A 17,507-nucleotide genomic window follows, 5' to 3' on the forward strand; every position below is an offset into this window, starting at 1 on the left:
TTATGGCTCTTGATGATTACATAAAAAAGCGAAAGTTCAACAATACCCCAGAACCCGAAGGTCAATATGTAGGGGGGAATAGTGATAGATTTGTAATTCAGCGCCATCAAGCATCCCATTTGCATTATGATTTGCGTTTGGAAATGGATGAAGTTTTAAAGAGTTGGGCCGTTCCCAAAGGTCCATCCCTGAATCCTGACGATAAGCGATTAGCAATCCAAACAGAAGATCATCCAGTGAAATACCTAACTTTCCACGGCAGTATTCCGAAAGGTAATTATGGTGCTGGTGATATGACTATTTGGGACGAAGGCTCCTATAAAATTATTCCAGATGGAAAATATACTTCGGGAATTTCTCAATTGAAGAAAGGCGATTTGAAAATTGAATTCTTCGGCAAAAAGATAAAAGGAAAATTCGCATTGGTAAAAATGCGACATACGAAGGAACAAAATCAATGGTTGCTTATTAAAAAGAAAGATGATTTTTCTACCGTTTTGGAATATGATGCCGAAGTATTTTCAAATAAAGAATCACATTCTAAAGCCTCTAAAATTATACCGTTGAAGCCTTCCCAACTTCTAAAACCAATGTTAGCCACAGCAGCAAAAAAGATATTTAATGATCCAGAATGGATTTATGAAATTAAGTGGGATGGTTATTGAGTAATAACGCAAATACAGGATGGGAAGGTTTCACTTTATTCACGGAATGGAATTTCTTATAATCAAAAATTTAAACCCATTACAGACGAGTTAGCTTCAATTCCACACGATGTTATTCTGGATGGTGAAATGGTCATTTTGAATGAAGATGGAGTTTCAGATTTTGAAAAACTACAAAATTACGATTCTAAAAATAGCAATGAACGATTAAGATACTACGTGTTCGATATTTTATTTCTCAATGGGCACGACATGCACCAACTACCCTTAATTGAGCGCAAAGGTATTTTGCCTGATGTTTTAGAAGGCTTAAAACAAATTGTTTATTGCGATCACGTTGAAGATATGGGAACGACATTCTACAACCGTGCTATTGAAGCGGGGCTAGAAGGTGTAATCGCAAAGAAAAAAGACAGTTTATACTTTCCTGAATATCGATCTGAAAATTGGTTAAAGATCAAGGCTATAAATACTGAAGATTGTATTATTTGCGGTTATACAGAAGCGAACAGTGGCGGGGCAGCTTTCGGATCATTAATTTTAGGAATGTTAGAAAATAAGGAACTAGAATATGTAGGTAATTGTGGTTCTGGATTTTCTGACCAACAGAAAAAAGAACTTGTAGCTCTGTTTAAACCATATATTTCTGAGGAAAGCCCATTTCCAAAAAAGATAAATCTTAAAGGACGCACACAAACTTGGTTAAAACCAAAACTTGTTTGTGAAGTAAAATTTTCTGAATGGACAAAAAATGGGGTTATGCGTCACCCGGTTTTTAAAAGTTTACGTGAAGATAAAAATCCAGAGGAAGTCATAGAAAATCGTGAAATTAAGAAAGATATATCTTCTAAATCAAAAAATTCTTCTTCGGTGCTCGAGATTGATGGATTTTCAGTTCCAATATCAAATCTGGAAAAAATATATTGGCCAGAAGCTGGTTTGCGGAAATATGATCTTATAGATTATTATTTAAAAATCGCAGATATAATTTTGCCATATCTAAGGGATAGACCAGAAAATCTACATCGTCATCCCAATGGAATCGACAAGCCTAGTTTCTACCAAAAAGATAACGAATCGTTGCCAGAGTGGATTGAAACTGTGCCGATATTTTCCGAATCTTCAAATAAAAACATCGAATATTTGCTCTGCCAAAACGAGGCGACACTTCTCTATATGGCAAATTTGGGTTGTATTGAGATTAATCCATGGAATTCCCGTATCGAAAATCTGGATTTCCCGGATTATACGATTATCGATTTGGATCCTTCAGAAAAAAATAGTTTTGAAGACGTAATTGAAACCGCACTTGTTGCTAAAGAGATTATGGATGCGGCTTCAATTCCTGGTTTTCTAAAAACTTCAGGGTCTTCTGGACTTCACATTTATATTCCCTTGGGTGGAAAATATACATACGAAGAGGCAAGAGATTTTACCAAACTACTTTGCTATCTAATTCAAGAGAAATTGCCTAAAATAACAACTATGGAGCGGTCCATTAATAAGAGAAATGGTAAACTCTATTTAGATTATCTTCAAAATAGAAGAGGACAAACCATTGCAGCTGCCTATTGTGTTCGACCAAAAAAAGGAGCTACTGTTTCAACACCATTAAATTGGGCAGAATTAAAAACAGGACTAAATATAGGTGATTATAATATTCTTACTGTACCCGAAAGAGTTGAGAATTTAGGCGACATATTTTTTGGGGTATTAGAAAATGGGGTCGAAATTGAAACTGTATTAGAGAAAATCAATAATTGGTAAAAGACAAATTTGATCTATAACATAAGAAAATCCCTTAAAACATATATGAGAAATTTTTAAGATTATAATATCTTTGTTTCTCTTGAAAGGTTGATTAAATAAGGACATTTTAAATTATAGCATAAATGAAATTTAATATATAGCCAAGATATTATTTTTATCAATAATGTTATATATCAATGCTATTAAGTTAAATTCAAATTTTAAATGGTTCTACATTTGTTTCCCAACAAAAAATTATGAAAACCATTCGGGTTGCCTCACTACCGCTACAGGCGGTAATTCACGATATTTCCAAAGCATTTAATACTGCACCAGAAATTGATTTTGGCGAACATCTGATAAGATTACCTGAAAATATCGGTATTGGTAGTATTCGAGGTATAAATTTCGATGGAGGATTGGGTATTTTGCAATATGATTGTACTTTCCTTGAAGATATGGAAATTCAATTTATTGTGGATAAAGTTCATCCATTAAAATTTTTATATGTGATGAATGGAAAGCTAAATCATCGTTTTGAGAATGAACATGAAAGTCATATTGTGCATCAATTTCAAAATGCAATTGTGGCTAGCAGCGACAATCATGGACATATTTTAAATTTTAAAAAAAATGTAAAAACCTGTGTTTTCAGTCTAGAGATTAATCGTGAGAGTTTTAAAAATAAAACATCCTTTAACAAAGATGGGATGAACCCAAAATTAAAAAAATTGTTCAAAGATGCAGAAGCTGAATCGTCCTTTTATTATGAAGGAGACTATAGCTTAATTATGAATGACATTTTTAAAAAGATTGAAGACTTTGAGGGAAGCGATTTCTTACATATGATTTTTATGGAAAGCATTGCTTATCAGACATTAGTTCATCAAATTTCTCAGTTTTTAGATGATCAACGCGAAGAAGGCAATCGGAATGTTCTAAGACGTTCTGAAATGGAAAAAATTCTGCACGCATCGAATTATATTAATGATAACCTCTCTACTTATAAATCCGTCCCATCTCTCACGAAAATTACTGGACTTAATCCAACAAAACTGCAAGAAGGCTTTAAGCATCTGTATGGTACCACTGTAAATAGATACGTTTTTGAAGCAAGACTGAACCATGCTAAAGAATTACTTCTAAATACCGATGACAGTATATCAGAAATTGTCTATAAAGTGGGGCTTTCCAGCAAAAGCTATTTTTCCAGGATTTTTAAGGAGGAATATGGGGTACAGCCCTCATCGTTCAGAAATAGCAAAAAATAACAGATGAAAAACTGCTATACATCAATGTATGTTTTCCCTATCCTTCGGAATATCCCGTAATTATTCAAAACAATCTATAAATTTATCCTTTTTTGGCTAAAACAAGCCGTTGCCAAGATAGTGAGCAAAGAAAAATGATGAGCGACGCACATACGATGCTGTTCACCACGGCAAACGTATCATTATAGTTCAAAATCCATGGCGACATAAATAACCAAATGGCTAAAGAGTAATTCAAGCGTTGTATGCGCCGTGTCGTTCTTCCAATTCCTATGACAGAAAACAAGACAATGGCAAAACCCACCACACATCCATTATATGTAGCTTTCTCGCTATATTCCAAAAGAGATCCCGCCATAATTAGCCAGTATCCTATATTCATACTCAGTATTTGGATCCACATACAATTTATCCTAATTTGAAAAAAGGCATTCCTTTTTATTGAAAAAGAGGCCGAAAACCCTTTTTAGAAAAATCCACCAAAGTATACAAGAAAACTAATCAATGATTATTTTTCCATTGCTGGTAATTGTCATTCTGTTCTTTTGAAAGTATGTCCATGAGACTTTCATCTCTTAATTTTTCCTTCATTGCGGCGTCAATTTCATCTGTTTCCCCATATTTCATTTCCGAAAGTTTTTGGGCATAATTTCGTTTAAACCGCTCAATCTGCTCTTGCGTCATATTTAAATCTTGGTACATTGCCTTCATATTTTGGCTATCCATCCCATTATTTGAATTATCATTTTGTTTGTTAAATGTTTCTTCTGCGTTGGTAGCATTACGGTTATTATCGGTTTTATCAAATGCATCATCCGCAGTTTCCGTATCATAGATGTTTCCGTAGGCATCTTTTTTATTGGTGTCATTACAAGATAGGATTGCCATAAAGCTTAAAGCAACCAGGGAGGTTTTTAAAATTTTCATAGTGATCTATTTTAAGGATTGAATTTATGGTTTTATCAAATTTAAAGGGAAGAAAACCGAAGAGTCTGCCCATTTGCATTATTTTTTAATGCTATAAAATTTCATATGGATTTCCCCTAAAAAAAAGCCCCAATTTTTTATAATGGGGCTTTTGCCAAAGTATTACGTGTTTATTCCTCTTCCCAACTTTTATTCTGCCAGTCACGAATTTCATTGCGCACCTGCTCACGGTCCCTATTGGTTCTTTGGGCAACGCGCTGGGTCATATCATCAAACTCCCCTTCTCGATAGTTTACATCCTCTTCGGTAAGATTGGGATATTTTTCGCGGTAGGAAGTTTTTATGTTATTCCACTTATTTTCAAGTTTCTGCCCACCTTGCTGGTTTTGCTGGTTTCTTTGATTTTCCATAGTTTTTGTTTTAAGTATTAATAATCTTGTATTCAAAAGTACCACCAACTTTTCCCACCACTTCGCTCAATCAAACTATTTTTTAGCTTTAAAAATCACAGTTTTTAACGGCAAGTTTTCTACTTATTGGGTCAAGGAGTAAAATGTATAGTGAATAAATTTGATACGTTTTTAATTAACATAGAAATTCCGATTTGAAGAAGGAATAGTTCTTTTGGATTTACTTCGTTCGAAGATTTAGACTTTTGTTTTGTTTTGGCTTTTTATGATCTGTTTTGTTTATAGCTCTCGGTTAATTGCCGCCTAGTCATATGAATTAAAGTTTATTCCAACTTTGATTATTAAATATTTATTGCCATTTAAAACTCCCCTTAATGAAAATAGCCGTAATAGCACATTCCCTTTTCCCAATTAAGGAACCATATGCCAGTAAACTAGAGCGAGACACCCATCTCCTTTGCAAATCATTATTAAAGTTGGGTCACCGGGTTGGGTTATATGCACATCCGGCCTCTGATCAAACTTTAGTTGTTAAACCAATACCGTTCCAATACGATGGTAATGTGGGTTATGATCTTGGACCCGAAAAAACGGGCGGAAGGGATTTCACCATGTGGTATCCCAATCTTTTTTCCCAAGTAAATGCAAATGGTTATGACATTGTACACAACCAGGCTTTACAATGTGAACCTACACCCTTAAAAAAGTATTTGAATTCGATCCTTCTAACCACGTTTCACAGTCTTCAAAATATTCAACTTAACAATTTGAATATTCCTGCTTCAAATAAATGTTATTACACCATAATCCTAATAAGTAGCAGAAACGGAAATTGGTGGCATCACGACCACAGAATTATAGCGACCCAAGCGGAAGGACAAATTATGGCCGAAGAATATCTCAATCTTTATAAAGATCTTATTGAATTTCGATTTAAGGAATAAAACAATTATATGAAATTGATACTATGAAGCCTCAACCCATAATAAATGCCGAATACAAAAAAGGGAATTTCTCTCCAAAGGATTTATTGTATTTTAAAGTACGGAATATTTCGCCGAAAAAAGTGAATGCCCAAATTGAAGCTTTATTTGGAAAAAGAAAATATATTCCTCTTTATAAGCCAGCAATTCCACACGATGGAATTCACGTATTGACAGAAAATGAACAAGTTGATTTTTCAAATCATTTCAATGAGGTCGCAAAACATTTGGAGCTGTGCCATTTTATTCCCGCATCGGGAGTTGGAAGTAGAATGTTTCATGATTTGCTTCAATTTTACGAAGAATACAATCCTGAAGTTGAAAGCTTTGGCCATTATATAAACCGCACTAAAAATTACGATTTTCTCCTCTTTTTCAAGGAAAAAAGAAAATTTCCCTTTTATGCCGATCTAAAAAAAATACTCACCAAAATGGATACAGTGGATATGGATAAAGAGAAAAAGAAACTATTGATAGCACGTATTCTACTCTATAGTGACAGCTTTCAATTTGCCTCTTGCCCCAAAGCCTTACTGCCTTTTCATAATGAAGGTGAAAATTCAAGAACAGCCTTTGAGGAACAAATTGACCAGTTCATTGGATTTTCAAATAAATTTAAAACCTCTGAGCTCCATTTTACTTTAAACCAAGACCAACAACTACTATATAAAATGGCATTAAGTAAAAAAGTGCATAAGCACTTGCTTGTCTTTCAACACGGGCCAAAGGTTACATTTTCTTCACAAATGGAACATACCCATACCATTTTAGTGGATTCAAACAATAATATCTTAAGAGATGACAATAAAAAAGTTGTATTTAAACCGGGTGGGCATGGAACATTATTGGAGAACCTGAATAAAGTTGAGGCAGATATAATTTATATTTCAACAATTGACAATATTGCAACAAAAGAGATACAGAAAAAAATTACCCAAATGAGGGAAATGTTATTTGGTAAACTACTCCTTACCCAAACCAGCATTTTTGAGTATTTAAAACAGATGGATGCTTGCCAAATGAACAATGGCCATTTGAAGGGATTGCTCCAGTTTCTAAAAACAGAATTTTTTTATAATATATCCACTTTAACCGAAGATGTGGGTACAGAAGAAGCCAATATTCGTTCTATTTTAAACCGTCCCTTACGCGTATGCGGGGTAATTGCAAATAATGAACAGTATAGAAGTGTTACGGAGACCACTGGAATTCCTTGTTGGATTGGCAATGGAAAAGATCCTTATAATATATCGCTTCAAATAGTGCAAAAGGAAGAAGTGAACCTGAACAGCCCAGAACAGAAAAAAATATTTAACAACGCTACCTATTTCAATGGGCGAAAAATTTGATCTTACAAAATTCTCGGGAAATGATGATTATATATTGATAGAGAAAAAAAACAGAGGCACATCACTAACTACATTGGAAAGACCGGGATTATGGAACGGTGCCATGGAAAAATGGAACACTATTTTTGTTGAAATAGATCATCTTCTCTATAACCCGGTAAAGACCGTGAACGATCTTTTAAACAATGGGCATCAATCTTAAAGTTTTCAATTTTTGACGTAAAAAAAACCATTTGCCGAAACAAATGGTTTTTTCTATATATCAGGCTGTAGCAGCTACCGATTTGTTTTGTTCCTGAAAATATTTAGGAGAGCATTTATATTTTTTCCTGAAGATTTTTGAAAAGTAGCTCCGGCTGGTCAAGCCAATGCTGTAAACAATTTCAGAAATATTTAGGTCGGTGGTCTTAATGAGCTCCAAAGATTTTTCCAAACGCACGTTTCTAATAAAATCTATAACGGTCCTATCGTACATTTTTTTGAAGCCCTCTTGAAGCTTGGAAGGGGAAAGCCCGGTTTCCCTGCACAAGAAATCAATGGAATAATCCAAGGAAGGATTTTCCCTTATAAAATCTGAAACGGCCGATATTCGTTCCATTTCCCTATTGTTAAGACAGCCATAATCTAAACCTATATTGTTTATCTCTTCTAACAATTGATTCATTTTAAGTCCCAGAATCTGGTATATCATGCCTTGCATAATAAGTTCTGAGGCAATATTTTCCTTTGTTATCCTCGACAGTATGTTTATTTTTTCCAAGAGCTTTAAATAAGGTTTTCCCGTAAACACATTTGTATTTTCTGGTAAAGCCGCACGAAAAGCCTCGGTAATCCTAAAATAGCAACTATTTTCAATTTCTGGTGATCGGAGCTTTGGTCTAGTGAAACTTATGATGCAAAATTGATTGGAGGTCTGTTTTTGGAATTCTATATTAATACCTTTGCCAGCTCGGTCATAAATTATGGAGCTTTGAAAAGCCGCTATTTCATTCTGCTTTTCATCATTCAAACGTACGGACAGATTTCCTTGCCAGCAATAGATAAAATAAAATCCTTCCTGATTGGAAACGTTTACCTTAATATTGTCGGCTTCTAACGGGCAGAGAGAATACTCTATGTACGCAAAGGGATTGAGAACCGTATTAATTATTTGGGTTTGTTCAACATCCAAGGACAAGAATCTTCGGTTTTCTATGGCAAAAAGATTGTTGGAGTTGCTGGTAGAATTTGCGGATGGTTTCATAGTGAGGGTTTGTTTGAGAGTTGTACGTTTTTATTTTTTAGACAAAGACAATAAACTGGTCAAGTATTTTTTGATTCCTTCACTGTAAAATTAATTTCAAAACAAAAAAGAGCTTAATAAATTTGTAGAGGTCAGTAGTTAAATGCGTATCTTAGTTGTCAGTAAATATATTACATTATGGACATATTTAAGGGTCAAAATCTTCTAGAGTTCTCTGATCGGTTTAAAACTGACGAAGATTGCAAAGAATACTTAGCATATTTGAAGTCACAAACACCATACAAATGCTTGAAATGTAACCATACTGCCTGTCAAATTCTCAAGAATTATGGCAGACAATGTAACATCTGTGGCCACACTGAATCGGCAACAGCAAACACCCTTTTTCACAAAGTAAAGTTCGGTGTGAGAAAAGCTTTTTTTATATGTTTTGAAATGTCAACGACCACCAAGAGCCTATCAGCTAGTTATATGGGAGTCCGCTATGGCGTTACAGAAAAGACAGCTCGATTGTTTATGCTTAAGATAAGGGAAGCGATGTCCTCCAGCGGCAACAATCCTATGGATGGAGTTGTCCACGTGGATGAATTTGTTTTGGGTGGAAAAGAAAAGGAAAAGGTGGGACGCAGCTATGACAGTAAGAAAAAGAAAGCCATAACAGCAGTGCAGCTAACCGAGGATGGCAAGGTCAAAAGAATGTATGCCATGAAAATTGATGACTTCTCGGCAGAATCTTTACAGTACATCTTTATCAATCATATTAGCAGAGAAGCAGAAGTTGTGACTGATAAGTGGAGAGGATATAGACCAATAGCCAAAGCTTACAACATTACACAAATTGAAAGCAACAAAGGGTTGAATTTTAAAGCGCTGCACACTATGATCCATCAAGTGAAATCCTGGATAAGAACGACATATTCTTGGGTTAGTGAACATAATTTGAACAGGTATTTTAATGAGTTCTGTTTTAGAATAAACAGGTCACAAAGTAAAGCAACCATATTCAATAACTTGATTGTTAAAATGGTAGAATCTGATAAAATATATCAAACACAAATAATAAGTAACTAACTACTGACCTCTATAAATTTGATTTAAAATGTAGCAAAATTGATATTTTTAACGTTATTTTTACACAATTAGCGAGTTTTTTATAGAGTATTCAGCAATTTTTAGCGGTATTCCTCATTTTTACTTTGTAAATTTTTTTTCCATTTTCGTTTAAAACTCCGTTCCATTCTAGAAGATTCTTCCCACATCATTTTAAGTATAACGAAAATGGCGGTGAGTATTAATAATAGATGTATCATGATACGCAAGTGGTAGATAAAAAAACCAACCCCCCATCCCATTCCGGAAAGTATTGCCATAGATAGAAATAACTTTGTCATAATAGTTAGGTTTTAAGGTTATTAAAAAAATTGGAATTATGGTCTTATGTTTTTTGCCAAAATTTTTATGTGCTCAAGATTTAAAAAGTCCGCCGTTTTTCTTTCAATGGCCAACAAGCTCCAACCAACCAATTATAGTTGCACAAAAAATTTCCATAGTACATAGAAAGTCTTATTTAATTACTATTTATTTAATATCAACATCGGGGCTTTCATTTAATTTCTCTTTCTTATGACGGTTTAATAATAAAATGGCACCGACAATCCCTCCACAAATGCCAGCCATTGCCCCGAACAGCAATACCCAAAAAAGGAGGAAACTGTGGTCCGGAAAACCTATATTCAATAGCGCACTTACATCATTTCCCATTATGGAAATATAAAATGCTGAAGAGAGAATAATATAGAGCGCCCACGCCAGAAAGCCCTGGAGTGCCCCGTCCATGTAAAAAGTCAGCCCCGCGGTACGGGCAGCCAATAGACCACCTGTAAAAACTGCTATTATATTGGTCAAAAAAAGCCATATAGTTGTACCTACAGAAACAAAGGGATCGTTGATTTCCCCATAAGCACTAATACCCAAACCAGCACCCAAGAGGTTCAACAACAATAAAATGGCCAAAATAGTAAGCGTGCCCGCCAACACACCACCCCATAAAATATGGGCTATTTTTTTCGGTGCGTTATTAAAATTGGTTATTATCTGTTTCATTACTTAAAATGGTTTATTTATAATCTCAATCTAAATTAATAACACCTTACACGAAAAATTGATGCGAAAACTAAAAATTTTTGTCTGATAGCGAATGGTTTAAGAAAAATAAATATTTATCCGTTGGTCATTTTTTGGATCAATAATTGATTTTTTAGAAATAGGAAAATACCTCTTCGTGAAATAGTTTTATGCTCCCAAAAAAGGGAAACATTTTAAATATTAAAAAAAAACCATGAAAACATTAAAAGATTTATTTGAGCACCAACTAAAAGACCTTTACAGCGCAGAAGAGCAATTGATAAATGCACTGCCCAAAATGGTGGAAAATGCAAAAGACGAAAAATTAAAAAAAGCCTTTACAGACCATTTGGAGGAAACCAAAGGCCATAAAAGAAGGTTGGAAGAAGTGTGCGATGAACTGGGCATAGACCCTTTCGGCGAAACCTGTAAGGCAATGCAGGGCCTCATAAAGGAAGCCGAAAGTTTTTTAAAGGAAGATATGACCGATGCCGTTAAAAATGCCGGTATTATTGGAGAAGCCCAACGCGTAGAGCATTACGAGATATCTGGTTACGGCACCGTTTGTACTTATGCCGAGGAACTGGGTTATAACGATATTGCCAAAAAACTGAAAAAAACCCTGGACGAGGAATACGGCTCCGATGATAAATTAAAGAAACTTGCCAAAGACCGTCTAAACGAAAAGGCGATGTAAAAATTAGCTGCGGGAATATGTAGAAAAATGGGTAAAGCTGCATATTCCTTTCCTTATATGGTACTATCCTCCCATTTTGGATAGCACCAAAAAATTAATATCGGTACGGAAATTTTTTCTGTACCGATATTTTTATGCCAAGTTTCGATAAAGCTACAAATAAACGTGAATTAGTTAGCATACCGATAATATTGCACCTACCTTATCGTGTTAAACCTAAACTATGCAAACTATACGTTCCCATTCCATTCCGCTTAAAGACGTTATACAAGATTTGGCGCTGCAAATGGATACACCCTTTACGCAAAACTGTAACGAGTTTCGCCTGGATATTCCCAAAACCTTGGGGGAAGGAAGCATAAAGGGTATTGATTTTAAGGACGGCCTGTCGTTGCTCCAATACGACTGTACTTTCCGGGAGGATATGGAAATACAGTTTATAATCGATCAAGTGCACCCCTTAAAATTTATTTTCTGTGAAGAAGGCAATCTTACTCACCGCTTTGAAAATGAGATAAAAGAGCACCATATGTTGCTACTGGAAAATATTATTGTGGCCAGCTCCCAAAATAATGGACATATTTTACAATTTAAAGGTGGGCTCAAGACCATAATCAATAGTTTGGAAATAAACCGGGCCGCATTTGAAAATACCGTGGACTGTGAACTCCACAGTTTAAAAAATGGATTGGAGACATTATTTAGGGATGTACATGCCAAAGAGGAATTTTACCATCACGGCAACTACTGCATTAAAATGGCAGATCTTTTTATTGAAATCAACGGTTTCCCAAAAGAAGATTTTCTGCGTAGGATATTTTTTGAAGGAAGCGCCTTTAAGGTACTTACACTACAAATTTTGCAATATCAGGATGATTTGGCAACGTATGAAAACAAAACGGTTTTACGCAAATTTGAACTTAAACTAATACGTGAAGCTTCCGCAATAATAGATAATGAAATATTAGATTTTAAAACTGTTCAAGAATTGGCAAACCAAGTAGGCATTAACGCCAATAAGCTCCAGAATGGTTTTAAGGAACTGTATGATACTACCGTTAACAATTACGTTCATAATAGACGTTTGGACCTTGCCAGCAATCTCCTTAAGAACTCGGAGCACTCCATTTCAGAAATTGTTTACATTGTAGGACTTTCCAGCAAAAGTTATTTTTCAAAAATATTTAAGGATAAGTATGGGCTTTCCCCTTCCACGGTGAGGATCAATGGCAAACATTGATTCCTTATAAATCTCTTTTTCCTTGAAATAAAAAATCCCTCCCAGAGCGACCAAGCGAAGGAGGGATTTTTAGTAAGCCTCCAATCAAGGGGCTATCTAATTGTTAGGTTTCGTCCATTTATAAAGGGCGATCCGTTTTGGGTTCCCCAATAGGGTTTTGATCCTTTTTTCCAGGTTCTTTTTTTTCCGGTTTTTCATTATGATTCGGCACCCTGTGGGGCTCTTGCTCTCTTTTTTTTAGAGGATTATCGTTTGTAGTATTCATATTCAAATTGTTTTTAGGTTTTTTAAATAATTCAAGAGCTTCGCAACGCTTTTATAAGTTCTTTTTTATCCATGGAACTTCTTCCCTTAATCCCTACTTTTTTAGCTTCTTCCATAAGATTTTGTTTGCTGCGGTCTTCATATTTTTTGGCCTCCCCACCTTTTTTGGAGGCATTTTTAGTGTTGGCAATACGGGCGGCTTTTTCTTTGCTCATACCGTCATCGCGCAGTTCTTCGTATTTTTTATCGTCTTTGATCTGTGGACCGTGATCTTTCGCCATAACTTAAGTTTTAGAGTGTTACTATACATTTTATCTGCTGTTTCTTTTTCTGCTTTCAGCTTGCTTATTCAATTCCCTTATCATTTCGTCAAATTCACCTTCATAAAAAACTACGGGATTGGAATCCAAAATATTTTCATTGATTCTTCGTTTATCGTCTTTTTTAAAATTTCGTTTTTTTATCCATCTTATTTTCATAGAATCAATTTCTTTTCTTAAATACTTAAAATTACTTCGGTTTAGAACAACTGCTTTGCTCCAAAACAAAAAAAAGTAGCACAATTAGTGAATTAAACCTAAGAACCGACGATTTCCCCACCATTTATATGGATAAATTGTCCAGTAATATAACTACTGTCCTCACTTGCCAAAAACACATACGCCGGCGCTACTTCGCAGGGTTGACCGGGACGCCCCATTGGTGTGTCCTTTCCAAAATCTGAAACATCGTTAAAAGTGGCAGGAATCAACGGCGTCCATATTGGCCCTGGAGCAACTCCATTAACACGAATGTTTTTTTTAGCCAAATTCTTTGCCAGAGCTCTGGTAAAACTAACGATAGCCCCTTTTGTGCTTGAATAATCAATTAGATGCTCACTTCCACGATAAGCCGTAACGGAGGAGGTGTTGATAATACAATCTTTTTCCCTTAAATATTCCAATGCAGCCTTTGTTACACGGAAATAAGTATAAATATTGGTCTCAAATGTTTTCTCCAGCTGGGCATCGTCAATTTCAGAAAGGCTATCTTTTGGAAATTGCATAGCTGCATTGTTGACCACAATATTGAGACCGGCAAATTCTTTAATACATTGTTCAACCACTTTTTTACAAAAATCCGCATTCCTTAGATCTCCTTCTATTATTTTACATTCAGCGCCTTCCGCTTCTACCAATTCCTTTGTGTTGTTCGCATCCTTATCCTCCTTTAGATATACGATTGCAATCTTGGCGCCCTCTCGCGCAAAGTGTACAGCTATACTTCGGCCTATGCCACTATCCCCGCCCGTAATCAAGGCTATTTTGTTTTTAAGCTTACCGCTACCCTTATAATCATTACGGATAATCTTGGGTTTGGGATTCATTAGGTATTCCTTGCCTGGCTGGGATTGGGACTGTTTCGGTATTTTTTTCTTTTTATCCATTCTTATTTTAAGTTTTTCAAACCTTCCTTTAAAAAATAAGTTTTCATAGGAAATACTCGGCACTAATTTTTTCCATACTTTCTCTCATTCTTCAATCTAATGTTCCATTTTTAATTTTATTATGCTTCCCGTTCAACTTCCTCTTCATCCTCATCTTCATCCTCCTCGCCATATTGATTGGCGTGGTCCTCTTTTTGGGGGCCTTTTTCTCTTCTTGGGTATAAACTGCGTAGTTTGTCGTCCTTATCTTTATCTTTTTGAGCTGTTTTTTTCATATTCGTTTTGTTTAAGTTTAGGAAGATATTTAATGATTTAAAACCTTCCAAACAGGTAGCCTGGAAGGTTTAAAAATGCAAAAAATGGCTAATTACTTTCTTCGGGGATTTTCTTTTTTATCATCCTGCTTTTTGTTGGGCTCACTTTTTTTTGTAGTACCCGTTTTTTGGTTCTGTTGTTTTTTCTGATCTTCTTTTTGAGTGCTCATAACGTTTAATTTTAATGTTCAAATCAAAATTAGATGCTTATCTCTGTTGAAATGTGCTTTATAAAATAATTAATTGACCCGTTGAATAAATGGAGACTTAAGCCTCCATATTTTGGCATTTTTTTATAAATACCACATCCTGCCATTTTGTAATTTGTGTTAAATAAGTCAAAATAACTCTGCAAGCATGAAAAGCCAGAACGATTACCAAAAAAAACGCGATTTTTCCAAAACCAAGGAGCCGCAAGGAAATTCCAATAGCACGAACGGTAAAGATCCAATTTTCGTCATCCAAAAACACGATGCCACAAACCTTCATTTCGATTTCAGGTTGGAAATAGATAATACACTTAAGTCTTGGTCCGTTCCAAAAGGCCCGAGCACAGACCCAAGTGTAAAGCGAATGGCCATTCCTACCGAAGACCACCCTATGGATTATGCAGATTTTGAGGGCACCATTCCCAAGGGGCAATATGGGGGCGGAACGGTTATGATCTGGGACAATGGCACTTTTGAAAACATCAAGAAAGACAAGGATAGCGAGCCAATAGATTTAAAAAAAGCATACAAAATGGGCACTTTGGAAGTAAAACTAAAAGGAAAAAAATTGAAAGGCGGCTATGCTTTGATTAAAATGAAATCCGGCAATATGAAAGGAAACTGGCTGCTCATAAAAATGGACGACGAAGAGGCCGATGCCCGAAGAAATCCCGTAAGCACCGAAAATGAAAGCGTTGTCACGGGCCGCAGTATGAAGGAAATAGCCAATGATGAAAATGATGAAAAAGAGGAAGAATAGAAAATGAAAAAATTGAAGGACATACTTACCGAAAAGAACCTTGCTAAACTGAAAAAGACCGACTTCCCCGGTTTTCAACAACCTATGCTGGCCACCCTAACGGAAGATTATTTTGATGACCCACAATGGATCTATGAACGCAAATTGGACGGCGTGCGCTGTTTGGTATTGATAGAAAACGGCAAGGCAAAGTTGTTTTCGAGGAATGAAAATGATATGTCCCAAACCTATCCGGAACTTAAGGATGCGTTGGAAGAAACAAAATACCCAAATTTAATTCTGGATGGAGAGATTGTGGCTTTTGATGGCAACACCACCAGCTTCAGCAAGCTCCAGAACCGTATGCAATTAAAAGACGAGGAAAAGATTCATGACACTTCGGTAAAAGTTTATTTATACCTGTTCGATATACTTTATTGTGAAAACTTCAGTTTAACCGATTTACCCTTAAAAAACCGCAAAAAAATATTAAAAAATACCTTGGAATGGCACTCGCCCATCCGCTATTCAACACACAGAAACGAAAATGGAAAGGAGTATTTAAAAACCGCATGCGATAAAGGCTGGGAAGGACTCATAGCCAAGGATGGAACTGCTGCCTACGTAAATTCGCGGAGCAAAAAGTGGCTCAAGTTCAAATGTTCCAAGGGACAGGAATTGGTAATTGGCGGCTTTACCGAGCCACAGGGCGAACGGCGGGGCTTTGGGGCAATGCTTGTGGGTTATTATGAAAAAGGTGAATTATTTTATGCCGGAAAGGTGGGAACGGGTTTTGACGATGCCTTTCTTAGAAAATGGCGAAAAATATTTGATAAAATTGAAACAAAATCCAGTCCCTTTAAAAATTACAATGAAAAAAAAGATGGAAAAAACCACTGGATAAAACCCAAATATGTGGGCCAGTTTGGTTTTACCGAATGGACCAAGACCAACAAACTGCGCCATCCCCGCTTTTTGGGAATGCGCGACGATAAAGATGCCAAAGAAGTAACCAAAGAAAAATAATTATGAAAATTGCAGGAATTGAAATATCGCACGCTGACAAATTAATTTTTCCGTCGGCCAAAATAACCAAATTGCAAATGGTTCAATATTATGAAAGTGTGGCTGAGGAAATGCTGCCATTTATGAAGGACAGGCCTCTTACGCTTCACCGTTTTCCAGATGGTATAAACGCTGATGGTTTTTATCATAAAAAAGCGGCAGATTATTTTCCCGATTTCATAAAGACCATAAAAGTTAAAACCGAAGGTGGCACGAACACACAAATACTATGCAATTCAAAAAAAAGCTTGATTTATTTGGCCAACCAGGGAACGGTTGGTTTTCATATTTGGTTATCAAAAAAGGACAAACTCTATAAACCGGATAAAGTGGTTTTTGACCTTGACCCTTCCACAAATGACTTTGAAAAAGTAAAGGAAGCCGCAAAAATAACGGGCGATTTTTTAAGAAAAAAGAATAAAGACCCGCAACTGATGACGAGCGGTAAAAAAGGTTTCCATGTGTATTATTCCATTAAAAGAACCAAAACCTTCGATGAGCTTCGTCCGTTATTAAAAGATCTTGCCGAAGAACTTGAATCCCAAAACCCCGATATTTTTACCACTGCGATAAGAAAAGATAAGCGTAACGATAAAGTTTTCATAGATTACCTTCGCAATGCCTATGCACAAACGTCTGTGTGCCCATATTCGCTGCGTCCTACTAAAAACGCTGGCGTGGCGACGCCAATAGAATGGGATGAATTAAAAAATACAAAACGTGCAGCTCAATATAATTTGGAAAATATCCTGAAAGAGAACAAGTAGTGATACCAACAAAGTAATACTTGCAAAAACTGGAGAAATTTATAAATAAAATGAGAACTTAAATG

21 protein-coding genes and 1 pseudogene are annotated in these 17,507 nt (G+C 35.7%); 11 read left to right on the forward strand and 11 right to left on the reverse strand.

The window, feature by feature from the left end; all coding sequences use genetic code 11:
• Positions 1-2 precede the first annotated feature (2 nt).
• The 3 genes from G440_RS21430 (at position 3) to G440_RS0100395 (ending at position 3,685) form a co-directional block, all read left to right on the forward strand.
• Positions 3-665, forward strand: coding sequence for a DNA polymerase ligase N-terminal domain-containing protein (locus G440_RS21430; RefSeq protein ID WP_245574804.1), 663 nt, complete (start codon positions 3-5; stop codon positions 663-665).
• 12 nt (positions 666-677) lie between these two features.
• On the forward strand, positions 678-2,432 hold the full coding sequence (ligD, locus tag G440_RS19125; RefSeq protein ID WP_281170737.1) for a DNA ligase D: 1,755 nt from the start codon (positions 678-680) through the stop codon (positions 2,430-2,432).
• Between the two features lie 239 nt (positions 2,433-2,671).
• Positions 2,672-3,685 carry a helix-turn-helix transcriptional regulator gene (locus G440_RS0100395; protein ID WP_026449487.1) on the forward strand — a complete coding sequence of 338 codons (1,014 nt, stop codon included), beginning with the start codon at positions 2,672-2,674 and terminating at the stop codon, positions 3,683-3,685.
• 82 nt (positions 3,686-3,767) lie between these two features.
• Here the strand turns inward: G440_RS0100395 and G440_RS0100400 are convergent, their stop codons facing one another.
• The 3 genes from G440_RS0100400 to G440_RS19130 all read right to left on the reverse strand — a co-directional run bounded on the left by G440_RS0100400 (position 3,768) and on the right by G440_RS19130 (position 5,022).
• On the reverse strand, positions 3,768-4,088 hold the full coding sequence (locus tag G440_RS0100400; RefSeq protein ID WP_026449488.1) for an SPW repeat domain-containing protein: 321 nt from the start codon (positions 4,086-4,088) through the stop codon (positions 3,768-3,770).
• Between the two features lie 98 nt (positions 4,089-4,186).
• Positions 4,187-4,612, reverse strand: coding sequence for a hypothetical protein (locus G440_RS0100405; RefSeq protein ID WP_026449489.1), 426 nt, complete (start codon positions 4,610-4,612; stop codon positions 4,187-4,189).
• A 170-nt stretch (positions 4,613-4,782) separates the two neighbouring features.
• Entirely contained in the window at positions 4,783-5,022 is a 240-nt protein-coding gene (locus G440_RS19130) for a hypothetical protein (RefSeq protein ID WP_051285039.1), read from the reverse strand.
• Between the two features lie 374 nt (positions 5,023-5,396).
• Between G440_RS19130 and G440_RS0100415 the strand changes: the two genes are divergently transcribed.
• Positions 5,397-5,966: a glycosyltransferase family protein gene (locus G440_RS0100415; RefSeq protein WP_026449490.1), complete on the forward strand. Its 570-nt coding sequence runs from the start codon at positions 5,397-5,399 to the stop codon at positions 5,964-5,966.
• A gap of 23 nt (positions 5,967-5,989) precedes the next feature.
• Positions 5,990-7,556: pseudogene (locus tag G440_RS0100420) on the forward strand (DUF4301 family protein).
• Between the two features lie 60 nt (positions 7,557-7,616).
• Here the strand turns inward: G440_RS0100420 and G440_RS20490 are convergent.
• Positions 7,617-8,597: a helix-turn-helix domain-containing protein gene (locus G440_RS20490; RefSeq protein ID WP_051285041.1), complete on the reverse strand. Its 981-nt coding sequence runs from the start codon at positions 8,595-8,597 to the stop codon at positions 7,617-7,619.
• A 177-nt stretch (positions 8,598-8,774) separates the two neighbouring features.
• Between G440_RS20490 and G440_RS0100435 the strand changes: the two genes are divergently transcribed.
• A complete protein-coding gene (locus G440_RS0100435; RefSeq protein WP_026449493.1) occupies positions 8,775-9,668 on the forward strand; it encodes an IS1595 family transposase in 894 nt (297 codons plus the stop codon).
• A 101-nt stretch (positions 9,669-9,769) separates the two neighbouring features.
• On the opposite strand, the gene G440_RS19140 is transcribed toward G440_RS0100435, so the two are convergent.
• Both G440_RS19140 and G440_RS19145 read right to left on the reverse strand, forming a co-directional pair.
• Positions 9,770-9,988, reverse strand: coding sequence for a hypothetical protein (locus tag G440_RS19140; RefSeq protein WP_034258701.1), 219 nt, complete (start codon positions 9,986-9,988; stop codon positions 9,770-9,772).
• A 187-nt stretch (positions 9,989-10,175) separates the two neighbouring features.
• A complete protein-coding gene (locus G440_RS19145) occupies positions 10,176-10,700 on the reverse strand; it encodes a hypothetical protein (protein WP_026449494.1) in 525 nt (174 codons plus the stop codon).
• A gap of 235 nt (positions 10,701-10,935) precedes the next feature.
• Here G440_RS19145 and G440_RS0100450 point away from each other — a divergent pair, with 235 nt between their 5' ends.
• Both G440_RS0100450 and G440_RS0100455 read left to right on the forward strand, forming a co-directional pair.
• A complete protein-coding gene (locus G440_RS0100450) occupies positions 10,936-11,418 on the forward strand; it encodes a YciE/YciF ferroxidase family protein (RefSeq protein ID WP_026449495.1) in 483 nt (160 codons plus the stop codon).
• 223 nt (positions 11,419-11,641) lie between these two features.
• Positions 11,642-12,658 carry a helix-turn-helix domain-containing protein gene (locus G440_RS0100455; RefSeq protein ID WP_026449496.1) on the forward strand — a complete coding sequence of 339 codons (1,017 nt, stop codon included), beginning with the start codon at positions 11,642-11,644 and terminating at the stop codon, positions 12,656-12,658.
• 118 nt (positions 12,659-12,776) lie between these two features.
• Here G440_RS0100455 and G440_RS21125 read toward each other — a convergent pair whose 3' ends face one another.
• The 5 genes from G440_RS21125 to G440_RS0100480 all read right to left on the reverse strand — a co-directional run bounded on the left by G440_RS21125 (position 12,777) and on the right by G440_RS0100480 (position 14,623).
• Positions 12,777-12,923 carry a hypothetical protein gene (locus G440_RS21125; RefSeq protein WP_157417769.1) on the reverse strand — a complete coding sequence of 49 codons (147 nt, stop codon included), beginning with the start codon at positions 12,921-12,923 and terminating at the stop codon, positions 12,777-12,779.
• A 31-nt stretch (positions 12,924-12,954) separates the two neighbouring features.
• On the reverse strand, positions 12,955-13,203 hold the full coding sequence (locus tag G440_RS0100465; protein ID WP_026449497.1) for a DUF7218 family protein: 249 nt from the start codon (positions 13,201-13,203) through the stop codon (positions 12,955-12,957).
• 30 nt (positions 13,204-13,233) lie between these two features.
• On the reverse strand, positions 13,234-13,401 hold the full coding sequence (locus G440_RS0100470; protein ID WP_157417771.1) for a hypothetical protein: 168 nt from the start codon (positions 13,399-13,401) through the stop codon (positions 13,234-13,236).
• A 98-nt stretch (positions 13,402-13,499) separates the two neighbouring features.
• Complete coding sequence (locus G440_RS0100475; protein WP_026449499.1) at positions 13,500-14,348, reverse strand: SDR family oxidoreductase; 849 nt, start codon at positions 14,346-14,348, stop codon at positions 13,500-13,502.
• 119 nt (positions 14,349-14,467) lie between these two features.
• Entirely contained in the window at positions 14,468-14,623 is a 156-nt protein-coding gene (locus tag G440_RS0100480) for a hypothetical protein (RefSeq protein WP_157417773.1), read from the reverse strand.
• Between the two features lie 396 nt (positions 14,624-15,019).
• Here G440_RS0100480 and G440_RS0100490 point away from each other — a divergent pair, with 396 nt between their 5' ends.
• Genes G440_RS0100490 through ligD (G440_RS19150) form a run of 3 tightly spaced genes read left to right on the forward strand, consistent with a single transcriptional unit; the run spans position 15,020 to position 17,442 of the window.
• On the forward strand, positions 15,020-15,631 hold the full coding sequence (locus G440_RS0100490; RefSeq protein ID WP_026449501.1) for a DNA polymerase ligase N-terminal domain-containing protein: 612 nt from the start codon (positions 15,020-15,022) through the stop codon (positions 15,629-15,631).
• A gap of 3 nt (positions 15,632-15,634) precedes the next feature.
• A complete protein-coding gene (gene ligD, locus G440_RS0100495; protein WP_034258705.1) occupies positions 15,635-16,636 on the forward strand; it encodes a non-homologous end-joining DNA ligase in 1,002 nt (333 codons plus the stop codon).
• 2 nt (positions 16,637-16,638) lie between these two features.
• Entirely contained in the window at positions 16,639-17,442 is an 804-nt protein-coding gene (gene ligD, locus G440_RS19150) for a non-homologous end-joining DNA ligase (RefSeq protein ID WP_084426517.1), read from the forward strand.
• Positions 17,443-17,507 lie beyond the last annotated feature (65 nt).

It is taken from the genome of Aequorivita capsosiphonis DSM 23843 (assembly GCF_000429125.1).
GTDB classification, from domain to species: Bacteria; Bacteroidota; Bacteroidia; order Flavobacteriales; family Flavobacteriaceae; genus Aequorivita; species Aequorivita capsosiphonis.